We start from the raw sequence: 12380 nt of genomic DNA on the forward strand, positions 1-12380 counted from the left end.
AAGGATTAAGGACGCCGCGCGGAACTCTATATTATGACGCGTCAGCGGCCGGCCCGATAAAGAACTGCTTCGCGAGGCCGATCTGATCGGCCGACAGAAACGCCGGCGCATGCCCAACGCCCGCGATTTCCGCACTCGACACAGCCCGCCCGGTCTCGACCATCTTCGCGACGGTCTCACGCGAGAGCAGATCCGATTGCTCGCCACGCACCACCAGCACCGGCCCCTGGAACGCAGCCAGCGAATGCCACAGCGCGGCCTCGCCGAGCTTGGCCGCCTCTTCGGTCGTGGCGGTAAACGGCTGTGCGATGCGCGGGTCGTAGCGAAGCAACCATGCGCCGTCCTGCTCGTGCAAAAGCGGCGTATTGATTTCGCGCCACTCCTCTGGCGTGAGCGGACCGAAGGTTTGCGCAAGCAACGCGGCGTAATCGACGCCCTGCTGGAGCGTGTCGAAACGCACGGGCTTGCCGAGGTAATCGCCGATGCGCTGCACGGCCACCGGCTCCAGATGCGGCCCGACGTCGTTCAACAGCATTTTACGAATCGGCGTTTCCGGCAGGCCGGCCAGCGCGAGCCCGATCAGACCGCCCATCGACGTACCGAACCAGTCGACCGTTTCGACGTTCAGGCGCGCGATCAGCGTGACCATGTCGGCAACGTACTGCGGCACGCCATAGAAGTTGGGGTTCGCGAGCCACGAAGACAAGCCCCGCCCCGCTACATCCGGACACACCACGCGGTAAGTGCCGGCAAATTCCGCCGCGAGGCGGTCGAAATCGCGCCCTGAGCGCGTCAACCCGTGCACACACAACAGCACGCGTGGATTGGCGGGGTCGCCCCACTCGGTGTAGGCGATCCGGTGCAGGCCACCGGGGCTCGCGCATTGCACATAACGTTGGCGCGGCGCGGGCCGCCCGGCGGAGGAAGCGGACGTCTCGGTCATCTGGGTTCCTTGCAAAAGCGCCATGGGCTCGGCACGGACCAAGCGGCGGAAAATGAACGTCGAATCTTCAAACGATTGTAAACCGCTTTGCCGCGCGGCAAGGATCGACCAAACGGCCTAAGACTGACTAGGATGCGCCTGGGCAGAAGCCGCAGTGCAGGCACCCCGACGCGGGCAGTACAAACGGCGCAAGAAGACGGCACCAAAAAGAAAGCGGGCGAGACTCGCGCCTCGCCCGCTCATAACTCGCTTCAACTTACTTCGACTCACTTCGCAAGCCGCCCGCGCCCCACAAGGCGACCTGCGCTACCGCCAGCCGCCGTCAGATAGATCGAGGCAGCGGCTCACAAGACCATTCAGTTCACCGCGCTGACATCCAGCGGCGCACCCGTCTTCGCCTTGATTTCCTCGACGCTGACGCCCGGCGCCAACTCAGTGACCTTCAGGCCGTCTTCCGTCACTTCGATCACGCCGAGATCGGTAATGATCTGATCGACCACGCCCACGCCCGTCAGCGGCAACGTGCATTCTTCGAGGATCTTGTGCTGGTCGCCCTTCGCAACGTGTTCCATCAGCACGACCACGCGCTTGACGCCCGCGACGAGATCCATCGCGCCGCCCATGCCCTTGATCATCTTGCCGGGGATCATCCAGTTGGCCAGATCGCCCTTCTTGCTGATCTGCATCGCACCCAGAATCGCCAGGTTGATGTGGCCGCCGCGAATCATCGCGAACGAATCGGCCGAAGAGAAAATCGACGAACCCGGCAACGTGGTCACCGTCTGCTTACCGGCGTTGATCAGGTCGGCATCCACTTCCTCTTCGGTCGGCGACGGGCCGATGCCGAGCAGGCCGTTCTCCGACTGCAGCCACACTTCGACGCCCGCCGGCACGTGGTTCGCCACCAGCGTGGGCAAACCGATGCCGAGGTTCACGTAGAAACCGTCCTGCAATTCCTTCGCCGCGCGTGCGGCCATTTCGTCACGAGTCCATGCCATGATCAGTCTCCTTTCGCGCGGACGACGCGTTGTTCAATGCGTTTTTCCGGATTCGCATTGAGCACAATGCGCTGCACGAAAATGCCCGGCGTGTGGATCGCGTCTGGATCGAGTTCGCCCACTTCAACGATTTCCTCGACTTCCGCGACCGTGATCCTACCGGCCATCGCGCACATCGGGTTGAAGTTGCGCGCGGTGCGGCGATAGATCAGGTTGCCCGATTTGTCGGCCTTCCATGCCTTGACCAACGCGACGTCGGCCGTCAGCGAATGTTCGAGCACGTAATGGTTTTCGCCGAACTGGCGGGTTTCCTTGCCTTCGGCGATCAGCGTGCCGTAGCCGGTGTTCGTGAAGAAGGCGGGAATGCCCGAGCCGCCGGCACGCAGCTTCTCGGCGAGTGTGCCTTGCGGCGTGAATTCGAGCTCGAGTTCGCCGGCCAGATACTGGCGCTCGAACTCCTTGTTCTCGCCCACGTACGACGAAATCATCTTCTTGATCTGGCGCGTTTCGAGCAACAAGCCAAGGCCGAAACCGTCGACGCCCGCATTGTTGCTGATGCAGGTAATGCCCTGCACCTTCGAATCGCGCAACGCCGCGATCAGCGCCTCGGGAATGCCGCACAGCCCGAAGCCGCCGACGGCAAACGTCTGCCCGTCCTTGACGATGTCTTTCAGCGCCTCGGCGGCGCCTGGATAGACCTTGTTCATCAGTATGTCCCTTCCTTTATGGAAACCCGAAACCGGTGCGCCGGCCGCCGGTACGCCGGCTGGCGAATCGTTGCGACTTCGACAAGACGTTCGGCAGGCAAACGCCCGACACGTCATTCTAGTCATCCGCGGGCGGCTTTGCGCTCAGGGCGCCCTGCCTCGCGCCAAAGCACGCCGCGGACACTTCGCCGCTTTGTCATGTGCCCGAAAGATTACGCTGGGCGCGCCATACGGCACAATACGCAAAAATACATAAGTACTTGCCGCCAGCCCATGCCCGCACTGGATTACCAAACCGCGTTCCACCTCGCCCCGATCGGACTCGTGCTGTCGCGCGAGCGGATCATCGAAGACTGCAACGACGAACTGGCGTCGATATTCGGCTGCACGCGCGAGGCGCTGCTCGGCCAGTCGTTCCAGGTGCTGTATCCGTCGACGGACGAATTCGAGCGGATCGGCGCACGGATCCCGCCGATCATGACTGCCCAAGGCAGTTACGCGGACGACCGGATCATGAAGCGGGCCAACGGGGAATTGTTCTGGTGCCACGTGACAGGCCGCGCGCAGCAACGCACGGACCCGCACGCGGCCGGTGTGTGGACTTTCGAGGACTTGAGCGCGACGCGGCGCGTGGCGGTCGAATTGACCCCGCGCGAGCGGGAAATCGCCGCGCAACTGGTGACCGGAAAAACCAGCAAGCAGATCGGACGGGCGCTGGATATCAGCCCGCGCACGGTCGATGTCTACCGCGCGCGCCTGATGCGCAAATACGATACGGGAAATGCGACCGAGCTATTGCAGCGCTTGCTTGGGCATTGAGGGCAGCGAGCGTTGAAAACCGGGTGATAAGCGCTTGCGCTTTGCACGCACGGACAGCTCACGCCGCCGGTTCGGCGGGACAACCGGCGAAAACCAGCGATCAAGCCGCCTTGACCAGCGCCGCGCTCTCGATGGTCGCGCGCAGCCTATCCGGAACCGGCACTGACTTGCCCGCGGCGTAGTCGATCCACACGCAGCGCGCGGCGCCGCGCGCATAGACCGTGTCCGGATCGTCGCCACGCACGAGCTCGAACCCCGTGTCAAAGCTGCTGCGGCCCGGCGTGGCCACGGACATCCGGCCGATCACGTCGCCGGGATAGTGCAACTGCCTGAGAAACTCCATCGATGCGTTGACGATCACCGGCCCCTGCCCGTCTGCGTTGCTGCCGGCCAAACCCATCTGTTCGAACCAGGAAATCCGCACCTGCTCCATGTAACGGAAATAGACCGTGTTGTTCACATGGCCGAATGCGTCCATGTCGCCCCAACGGATCGGCATCGACATTTCAAAAACTGCGTGAAAATCACTCATCGTACTTCCGTACTTCTTTAACGGGTTGAAACGAGGGCAAAACCGGCGCGTGGGCCGGCGCAAACAGGACAAAAAACCGCAGCCGGTAGACGCGTTCAGGCGAGCCCGAACCCATCGTCGGCGGCAATCACCGAGCCGTTGATGAACTGCGATTCGTCGGCCGCCAGCAGCAGCAACAGCCCGTCAAGATCCTCCGGCTTGCCGACACGATGACGCGGCAGCATCGACACCAGCTTCTGCCCCTGCTCGGTCGACCAGTGATGATGGTTGATCTCGGTATCGATATAGCCCGGGCAGATGGCGTTGACGTTGATGCCGTGCTTGCCCCACTCCAGCGCCATGGCCTTCGTCATATGGACGACGGCTGCCTTGCTCATCGAATACAGGCCGATCTGCGGCAGCACCCGCAAACCCGCCATCGACGCGATATTGATGATCCGGTATGACGGTTTCTGCGCGCCGTTGCCGCGCATGATCATGCGTTTGGCGACTTCCTGGGCGACAAAGAAAGCACCGCGCGTGTTAGTGTCGAACACGTATTCGAAGTCGGCCGGCGTGACCTCCGAAAGCTTCTGCGTGGTCGACACGCCGGAGTTGTTCACCAGAATGTCGATCGTGCCCGCCTCGGTTTCCGCGTGGGCGACGGCCGACTTGATGCTCTGATAGTCCGTGACGTCGAGCGAAACAACGTGCGCCGCGCCGCCCGAGGCTTCGATCTCGGCGCGCAACTCCTTCAGGCGCTCGGTGCGTCGGCTCGCCAGCACGACCTTGGCGCCCGCCTGCGACAATACTTGAGCAAAGCGCTTCCCCAACCCGCTCGAGGCGCCGGTGATCAGCGCGACCTTGCCTTCCAGATTGATCGAACGGCCCATTGTCGTTCCCTTGTTCGGTTGTTGTTGCAGACGCGGTTGACGGGTGCGGTAAGCCCGTCGTTGCGGGTCATACCGTATCACAGAAATAGAACGATCGTGCTAATCTACACTCATCGGGTTGCAGTGGCGCAGACCATCGCCCACAATACGATCCCGAAAAAAGCATTCTAACGGTAACAAGAGGAGCATCAATGACCCCCGCAAGTCTCATTGAGCAATACGGTCCACGCGAGTCGATGGAATACGACGTCGTGATCGTCGGCGGCGGCCCGGCTGGCCTGTCCGCGGCGATCCGCCTGAAGCAGCTGGCGGCTGAGAAAGGCGTCGAGATTGGCGTGTGCGTACTGGAGAAAGGCTCGGAGATCGGGGCTCATATCCTGTCGGGCGCGGTGATGGATCCGCGCGCCATCACCGAACTGATTCCGGACTGGAAGGAAAAAGGCGCGCCGCTGACGGTGGACGTGACCGAAGACAAATTCCTGTTCCTGACGGAAACCGGCTCGAAGAGCGTGCCGGTCTGGGCGCTGCCGGACAACTTCAAGAACCACGGCAACTACGTGATCAGCCTCGCGAACGTCACGCGCTGGCTGGGTCAGCAGGCCGAAGCGCTGGGCGTCGAGATCTTCCCGGGCTTTCCGGCTGCCGAAATCCTGTACAACGACGACGGATCGGTCAAAGGCGTGGCCACCGGCAATCTCGGCATCGGCAAGGACGGCGAGCCGACCGAGAACTTCCAGCTCGGCATGGAATTGCACGCGAAGTACACGCTGTTCTGCGAGGGCGCGCGCGGGCACCTCGGCCGCCAGCTGAACGACAGGTTCAAGCTGCGCGAAGGCGTCGATCCGCAGGTCTACGGGATCGGCATCAAGGAGCTGTGGGAAATCGACCCGTCGAAACACAAGCCGGGTCTGGTGATGCACACGGCCGGCTGGCCGCTGGAAAACGACACCTACGGCGGCTCGTTCCTCTATCACATGGACAACAACCAGGTGGTGGTGGGCTTCGTGGTCGGCCTCGGCTATACGAACCCATATCTGTCGCCGTTCGAGGAATTCCAGCGCTACAAGACGCATCCGGCGATCCGCGCGGTGCTCGAAGGCGGCAAGCGCGTGTCGTACGGCGCGCGGGCGATCACCGCGGGCGGCCTGCTGTCGCTGCCGAAGCTGGTGTTCCCGGGCGGCGCGCTGGTGGGCGACGATGCCGGCTTCCTGAATGCATCGCGGATCAAGGGCAGCCACGCGGCGATCAAGACCGGCATGCTCGCGGCTGACGCGGCATTCGATGCGGTGCAGGCCGGCCGTCAGTCGGACGAACTCACCGCTTATCCGGAGAGCTTCAAGACGTCATGGCTGCACACGGAGTTGCATCGGGCGCGCAACTTCAAGCAATGGATGAGCAAGGGCCTGTACCTCGGCACGCTGATGGTGGGTCTCGAGCAGAAGGTGCTCGGCGGCAACGTGCCGTGGACGCTGCATCACCAGCATTCGGATCACGAGATGCTGAAACCTGCGTCGCAGTGCAAGCCGATTGTCTATCCGAAGCCGGATGGGAAACTGACATTCGACCGGCTGTCTTCCGTGTTCATCTCGAACACCAATCATGAAGAGAATCAGCCGGCTCACCTGACGCTGAAAGATCCTTCGGTGCCGGTCAATGTGAACTGGCAGACGTATGCCGGTCCGGAGTCACGCTACTGCCCGGCCGCGGTGTACGAGTTCGTGAAGAACGACGACGGCAACGAGCGGCTCGTGATCAACGCGCAGAACTGCGTGCACTGCAAGACCTGCGACATCAAGGACCCGACGCAGAATATCGTGTGGGTGACGCCTGAAGGTGGCGGCGGGCCTAACTATCCGAACATGTGATTCGGTGTTTGTTTGCCGTGCGCGGAGCCTGTTCGTCTCTCCGCGTGCGGCACGCAGACAATCGCGCCGTGCAGGAAAAAGATAAACAGGCATCTGCCGCAGGCGTAGTGCCAACGCTGCCGCAAAGCAAAAAAGCTCAAGCGCCCCGCATCATTTCAATCCGCTCTCGCACGCTAGCCAGCACCGGCGCCCACGCACCAATCTCAGGCTGCCGAAAGAGCTCGATCGAATCGTACCAGGCCGTGGTACGCGACTCGTCGCCCCAAAACCACGCCGACACATGATCGATCATCAAGCACGTCGGCACGCCCAGCGCTCCCGCCAGATGCGCAGGTCCGCTGTCGATCGTAACGACCAGATCGAGATTCGCCAGCAACGCAGCGACATCGTCGAATCCGGACTGGAAATGGTGCGTCAGGTCCACAACATCGAGACCCTCGGCCCGCCACTGCGCGACAGTCTCGCTGCGCCCAGGCGACAACGCAAACCAGGTCACGCCCGGCACGCTCAATAGCGGCTCGAGTTGCCCGACAGGCACCGACCGCCGCATATCGCGGATATGCTCAGGATTCCCGTTCCACACCAAACCGACGTTGCGACTACCCGGCTTGCCAGCCGTGTGCGCATGGACCCGCTCGCGCCATGCGTGCACACGCGCGGACTCGGCGCTCAGATACGGCGCACCCCACCCGTTTGCATCGACGACGCCAAGCCGCAACGGCAAGCTCATCAGCCCGCAATGAAAGTCAGGCTGCGTTTCAAGGTTCGTTTCGAGCGGCAAGTCGGCGGGCAGCATCCGTTCGAATAGATGCCGCAACGGCCCGTCGTGACCGAAGATCACCCGGCCACCTTCGCGGCGCGCCCGCTCGGCCAGCAGCGGCAGAAAGCGCACCGCCCAAAGACAATCGCCATTGCCCTGCTCGCCGTACACGATCAGCGTCTTGCCTTCCAGCGATTCGCCCTGCCAAGGTGCGCTGATTGCAGCGAGCGCATGCTGCGCGTTATTCAAATCGTCGCCGAACGCGACGCGTGATTCGTAGTGCGCCCAGCCTTCGGCGAAACGTCCCGTGCGGATTTCGAGCTCCGACAGATCGAACAGTGCGTGCGCGTTGTTCGGCGACAGCACGAGCACTTGCCTGAGCAATGCTTCCGCTTCGGCAAAACGTGCCTGCTCCTTGATGCACAACGCGAGCTTGTGAAGCGCCACCGGATTGGCGGGCACGACGCGCACCGCTTCGCACAGCAGCCGCTCGGCGGTGTCGAAATCGTTGCGCTGCTGGACAGCGGCGGCACGCCAGATCAGCGCGTTGGCGTCTTCGCCGTTCCGTTCGAGAAGCAGCGTAGTGGAGGATTCGACAAGCGCCCAGTCGCGCACGATGAAGGCCGTCTGCGCAATCGTGTGAAGCAGTGTGGGTTCGCAGGCGGAATCGAGTTGCCAGGCGCGCAGCAGCGCGGCAAGCGCTTCGCGCCGGCGGGTTATGTCGCGCCCGGCTCGTTGCAGCAGCGTTTGCCCGAACGCGAGGCAATCGGCCGCGCGGGCATGCGGCGCGGTGGCGCGCGCACGCAGGTCCGCGAGTTGGTTGTCTGCCGGCCCGGTGTTCGTATCGGTCATTGAAACGACGCTGCGCGCGGTAGGAGAACGCTCAGAGAGCGTCCTTTACGGCGCGCTCGCGGCGATCTTCGGCGTGCTCACAGCGACGTCGCCGCATTGCGCACGGTGGCGCAGCGCGTGATCGATCAGCACCAGCGCGAGCATGGACTCGGCGATCGGCGTGGCACGGATGCCGACGCACGGGTCATGGCGCCCAAACGTTTCGACGATGGCCGGCTGCCCCGCCTTGTCGATCGAGCGGCGCGGCGTGCGAATGCTCGACGTCGGCTTGATCGCGATCGACACGGTGATGTCCTGTCCGGTCGAAATACCGCCGAGCACACCACCCGCGTGATTGCCGACGAAGCCTTCCGGCGTCAATTCGTCGCCGTGCACCGAACCGCGTTGCGCGACGCTGGCGAAACCCGCGCCGATTTCCACGCCCTTCACCGCGTTGATGCCCATCATGGCGTGCGCGATATCCGCATCGAGGCGATCGAACAGTGGTTCGCCGAGTCCGACCGGCACACCGGAAGCCACGACGTTGATGCGCGCGCCGATCGAGTCGCCGTCTTTACGCAACGCGTCCATATACGCTTCCAGCTCCGGCACGATCTCGGCATTCGGAACGAAGAACGGATTTTCACGCACATGCGCCCAGTCGACGAACGGCACGTCGATCTCGCCCAGCGCCGCCATGTAGCCGCGAATTTCAGTGCCGAACTTTTCGCGCAGCCATTTCTTCGCGACTGCACCGGCCGCGACGGTCGGTGCAGTCAGACGGGCCGACGAGCGGCCGCCGCCGCGATAGTCGCGAATGCCGTATTTCTGCCAGTAGGTGTAGTCGGCGTGACCGGGACGGAAGGTGTCCGCGATATTGCCGTAGTCCTTGCTGCGCTGGTCGGTGTTGCGGATCAGGAGCGCGATCGGCGCGCCGGTGGTCTGGCCTTCGAACACGCCCGACAGGATCTCGACCTTGTCTTCTTCCTGGCGCTGCGTGACGTGGCGCGACGTGCCGGGTTTGCGGCGGTCGAGTTCAAGCTGGATGTCGGCTTCGCCAAGCGCCATGCCCGGCGGGCAGCCGTCGATCACGCAGCCGATAGCGGGGCCGTGCGATTCGCCGAAGGTCGTGACAGTGAAAAGCGTACCGAGCGTGTTGCCGGACATGGGCGTCGTCCAAAGAAATGCGGGGAAAGCACCATTATGCCAGCCTGGCAGGGGCCAGGGCCGGGTTGCTTGCCGGTCTATGACTTCTGGACAAGTCGTGGGGGAGCGGAAGTACGGTGCGGCAGTACACGTCGGCGCGCACGACGCCGGTCGCCGCCGGCTGCGCCCGCGAACGCCGTCGCGCCTGGGTTTGCAGCACGAGTCCGGCCGACGGCCAGGTATCCGGACGCGCTACTTCCGTGCCCCGCGCAACTCGGTGACGATCTGCTGCAGCACTTCAGGCGTCGCGTGCGCGGGATCGATCGGCTCGCCCACCGCCAGCGTCAGCCGGCTCATCACGCCCTTCTGGACCGGCCGCGGCCAGTGCGCGTCGTTGGCGCGCGAAAACACGCTACCCCACAGCCCGCGCAGCGCCATCGGTATCACCGGCGCCGGTGCCCGGCGGACGATCTCGGTCACGCCGTGGCGGAACGGATTCATCTCGCCTGTCTTCGTCAACTTGCCCTCCGGAAAGATGCAGACCAGATCGCCCTCGACGAGCGCCTCGGCGCAGCGCTCATAGGCGCGCGTCAGCAATTCCGGATCCTGATGGGCAGGTGCGATCGGAATTGCCTTCGCATGGCGGAACACCCAGCCGGCGAAGGGCGATTTGAAGATCTGATGATCCATTACGAAGCGGATTGGCCGTGGGCTCTCGGCCATGATGACGATCGCGTCGACAAAGCTCACGTGGTTGCACACCAGCACAGCCGCGCCCTCTTCCGGAATCCGCTCGGCATGCACCAGGCGAATCCGGTAGAACGTATGCACCAGCACCCAGGCGACAAAGCGCAGCAAAAACTCGGGCACGAGCGAATAAATGTATGTCGCGACGACAATATTCAGCAGCGCGGTGACGAGGAAAATCGCCGGGATACTGAAGCCCGCCGCGGTCAATCCCATCGCCATCAACGCCGAGACGATCATGAACAGCGAATTCAGGATATTGTTCGCGGCGATGATGCGCGCGCGGTGGCTCGGCTGGCTGCGGCTCTGGATCAGCGCATAGAGCGGCACGCTGTAAAGGCCGCCGAACATGGCCAGCAGAAACAGATCGGCCAGCACGCGCCAATGGGCCGGCCGCACGAGGAATTCGCCGACGCTCAGCAGATGCCCGGCGGCTGGCAACGCATGACTCGCGAAGAACAGATCGATCGCGAACACGCTCATGCCGATCGAGCCGAGCGGCACGAGGCCGATTTCGATGCGCCGCTTCGAGAGCCTTTCGCACATCAGCGAACCGAGGCCGATGCCGATCGAAAACGTGCCGAGCAGCACGGTCACGACGTCCGGATCGGCGGACAGCACGTTTTTCGCGAAACTGAAAAACGAGGACAGAAAAGTGGCGCCGACGAACCACAGCCAGGAGATCCCCAGGAGGCTCAGAAACACCGTCCGGTTTTCGCGCGCGAGTTTCAGGTTGCGCCACGTCTCGCTGACCGGATTCCAGTTGATGCGCAGATCGGGTTGCGGCGCCGCCGTGACTGGCACGAAGTTCGACACGAGCCGCCCCACCAGCGCAATCCCGACACAGGCGCAGGCCAGCACCACCGCGCCATGCTCGACAAATCCCGCACCCACGCCGCCGACAATTGTGCCGATCAGGATCGCGACGAAAGTGCCCATTTCGACCATCCCGTTACCGCCGACCAGTTCCGACTTCGACAGATGCTGCGGCAGATACGAATACTTGACTGGTCCGAACACGGTCGAATGGACGCCCATCAGAAACGTGCACAGATACAGCAACGGCGCGCTATGCAGCCAGAAACCCGCGCCGCCGATCAGCATCACGACGATCTCGAAGCTCTTGACGAAGCGCGTGAGCATCGCCTTGTCGTATTTGTCCGCGATCTGGCCCGAGGTGGCCGACAGCAGCACGAACGGCAGAATGAAGATCGCCGAAATCAGGAACGCCGCGGTTTTCGGATCGACACCGGAAAAGCGCGCCGCCTGATACGTGACGAGCGACGTGAAGCCGATCTTGAACACGTTGTCGTTCATCGCGCCGAGAAACTGGGTCCAGAAAAACGGTGCGAAGCGGCGCTGGCCAAGCAGGCGGAACTGGGACTCGTGCGTCTCGTGGGAGCGGGAGGCACGGCGGGCAGCAGGTAACGGACGATCGCTCATGAGGTTCGGAAAACGGGCTAAAAGAGCAGCAAAGGGAAAAGCGCCGGGCACAAAAAAAGCGCACGCTTTCGCGCGCGCCTTGACCGCTTCTTCACACTCACGGCAACGGCGCGAACGCCGCTGTGAGCCACCGCGCGTGAGTTAGCGCGGCGCCGGTTGCTGTTCCTGCGGTTCTTCCGGCCAGTCGCGGATGTAGGCCTTGAGCATGCGGTTTTCGAAACCCTGCTCTTCGACCACCGCCTTCGCGACGTCGTAGAACGAGATCACGCCCATCAGCGTGCGGCTTTCCAGCACCGGCAAATAGCGCACGTGATGCTCGAGCATCATGCGGCGCACCTCGTTGACGTCCGTTTCGGGCGTGCAGGTGAGCGGATGGTCGTCCATCAACTTGCGGATCGTGGAGGTGCCGAGGCTGCCGCCGTGCTTGCTCAAGGTCAGAATGATTTCGCGAAACGTCAGCATGCCGACGAGGTCGCCGTATTCCATCACGACCAGCGAGCCGATATCGTGCTCGGCCATCGTATTGACTGCGTCGTGCAGCGTGGTATCCGGCGTAACCGTGAAAAGGGTGTTGCCTTTGACTTTAAGAATGTCGCTGACTCGCATGATTTGTCTCCGTGATACTCGCTAAGCCGATATTGCCTGAATGACTTTCGATCCTAGCGGAAAGGTCCATAAAAGGAAAGCGGCCCGCCCACCAAGGCGCCACGGGCGTTT

At 62.9% G+C, this 12380-nt stretch carries 11 protein-coding genes; 2 read left to right on the forward strand and 9 right to left on the reverse strand.

Translation table 11 applies throughout. The features are described from left to right. Positions 1 to 31: 31 nt before the first annotated feature. From DSC91_RS19830 to DSC91_RS19840, 3 genes are all read right to left on the reverse strand, one after another. A complete protein-coding gene (locus DSC91_RS19830; protein ID WP_115780509.1) occupies positions 32 to 943 on the reverse strand; it encodes an alpha/beta fold hydrolase in 912 nt (303 codons plus the stop codon). Positions 944 to 1299: 356 nt separating this feature from the next. Then, entirely contained in the window at positions 1300 to 1941 is a 642-nt protein-coding gene (locus DSC91_RS19835) for a CoA transferase subunit B (protein ID WP_115780510.1), read from the reverse strand. 2 nt (positions 1942 to 1943) lie between these two features. Further along, the gene (locus tag DSC91_RS19840; protein WP_115780511.1) at positions 1944 to 2648 is read right to left on the reverse strand and encodes a CoA transferase subunit A; all 705 of its coding nucleotides are present in this window, start codon (positions 2646 to 2648) and stop codon (positions 1944 to 1946) included. Positions 2649 to 2921: 273 nt separating this feature from the next. Between DSC91_RS19840 and DSC91_RS19845 the strand changes: the two genes are divergently transcribed. Beyond that, positions 2922 to 3467 (forward strand): LuxR C-terminal-related transcriptional regulator, encoded by a 546-nt coding sequence (locus DSC91_RS19845; protein ID WP_097389914.1) that lies wholly within the window; start codon positions 2922 to 2924, stop codon positions 3465 to 3467. Between the two features lie 100 nt (positions 3468 to 3567). On the opposite strand, the gene DSC91_RS19850 is transcribed toward DSC91_RS19845, so the two are convergent. Both DSC91_RS19850 and DSC91_RS19855 read right to left on the reverse strand, forming a co-directional pair. Then, a complete protein-coding gene (locus tag DSC91_RS19850; protein ID WP_115780512.1) occupies positions 3568 to 3999 on the reverse strand; it encodes an acyl-CoA thioesterase in 432 nt (143 codons plus the stop codon). A 95-nt stretch (positions 4000 to 4094) separates the two neighbouring features. Next, positions 4095 to 4871: an SDR family oxidoreductase gene (locus DSC91_RS19855; protein ID WP_115780513.1), complete on the reverse strand. Its 777-nt coding sequence runs from the start codon at positions 4869 to 4871 to the stop codon at positions 4095 to 4097. A 191-nt stretch (positions 4872 to 5062) separates the two neighbouring features. Between DSC91_RS19855 and DSC91_RS19860 the strand changes: the two genes are divergently transcribed. Next, on the forward strand, positions 5063 to 6736 hold the full coding sequence (locus tag DSC91_RS19860; RefSeq protein WP_115780514.1) for an electron transfer flavoprotein-ubiquinone oxidoreductase: 1674 nt from the start codon (positions 5063 to 5065) through the stop codon (positions 6734 to 6736). A 136-nt stretch (positions 6737 to 6872) separates the two neighbouring features. On the opposite strand, the gene DSC91_RS19865 is transcribed toward DSC91_RS19860, so the two are convergent. From DSC91_RS19865 to DSC91_RS19880, 4 genes are all read right to left on the reverse strand, one after another. After that, on the reverse strand, positions 6873 to 8348 hold the full coding sequence (locus DSC91_RS19865; protein ID WP_115780515.1) for a tetratricopeptide repeat protein: 1476 nt from the start codon (positions 8346 to 8348) through the stop codon (positions 6873 to 6875). A 45-nt stretch (positions 8349 to 8393) separates the two neighbouring features. Beyond that, positions 8394 to 9494: a chorismate synthase gene (gene aroC / locus DSC91_RS19870; RefSeq protein ID WP_115780516.1), complete on the reverse strand. Its 1101-nt coding sequence runs from the start codon at positions 9492 to 9494 to the stop codon at positions 8394 to 8396. A gap of 231 nt (positions 9495 to 9725) precedes the next feature. Beyond that, on the reverse strand, positions 9726 to 11663 hold the full coding sequence (locus tag DSC91_RS19875; protein WP_115780517.1) for an MFS transporter: 1938 nt from the start codon (positions 11661 to 11663) through the stop codon (positions 9726 to 9728). Between the two features lie 141 nt (positions 11664 to 11804). Continuing rightward, positions 11805 to 12269: a CBS domain-containing protein gene (locus DSC91_RS19880; RefSeq protein ID WP_115780518.1), complete on the reverse strand. Its 465-nt coding sequence runs from the start codon at positions 12267 to 12269 to the stop codon at positions 11805 to 11807. Positions 12270 to 12380 lie beyond the last annotated feature (111 nt).

The sequence above is a fragment of the Paraburkholderia caffeinilytica genome, assembly GCF_003368325.1.
In the GTDB taxonomy this organism is placed as follows: Bacteria; Pseudomonadota; Gammaproteobacteria; order Burkholderiales; family Burkholderiaceae; genus Paraburkholderia; species Paraburkholderia caffeinilytica.

Excerpts from the sequence above, each read along its gene's own strand:
- DSC91_RS19855 (WP_115780513.1), bottom strand. The coding sequence starts at position 4,871 with ATGGGCCGTTCGATCAATCTGGAAGGCAAGGTCGCGCTGATCACCGGC.
- DSC91_RS19875 (WP_115780517.1), bottom strand. The coding sequence starts at position 11,663 with ATGAGCGATCGTCCGTTACCTGCTGCCCGCCGTGCCTCCCGCTCCCAC.
- DSC91_RS19860 (WP_115780514.1), top strand. The coding sequence starts at position 5,063 with ATGACCCCCGCAAGTCTCATTGAGCAATACGGTCCACGCGAGTCGATG.
- DSC91_RS19830 (WP_115780509.1), bottom strand. The coding sequence starts at position 943 with ATGACCGAGACGTCCGCTTCCTCCGCCGGGCGGCCCGCGCCGCGCCAA.
- DSC91_RS19845 (WP_097389914.1), top strand. The coding sequence starts at position 2,922 with ATGCCCGCACTGGATTACCAAACCGCGTTCCACCTCGCCCCGATCGGA.
- DSC91_RS19835 (WP_115780510.1), bottom strand. The coding sequence starts at position 1,941 with ATGGCATGGACTCGTGACGAAATGGCCGCACGCGCGGCGAAGGAATTG.
- DSC91_RS19850 (WP_115780512.1), bottom strand. The coding sequence starts at position 3,999 with ATGAGTGATTTTCACGCAGTTTTTGAAATGTCGATGCCGATCCGTTGG.
- DSC91_RS19840 (WP_115780511.1), bottom strand. The coding sequence starts at position 2,648 with ATGAACAAGGTCTATCCAGGCGCCGCCGAGGCGCTGAAAGACATCGTC.
- DSC91_RS19865 (WP_115780515.1), bottom strand. The coding sequence starts at position 8,348 with ATGACCGATACGAACACCGGGCCGGCAGACAACCAACTCGCGGACCTG.
- aroC (WP_115780516.1), bottom strand. The coding sequence starts at position 9,494 with ATGTCCGGCAACACGCTCGGTACGCTTTTCACTGTCACGACCTTCGGC.
- DSC91_RS19880 (WP_115780518.1), bottom strand. The coding sequence starts at position 12,269 with ATGCGAGTCAGCGACATTCTTAAAGTCAAAGGCAACACCCTTTTCACG.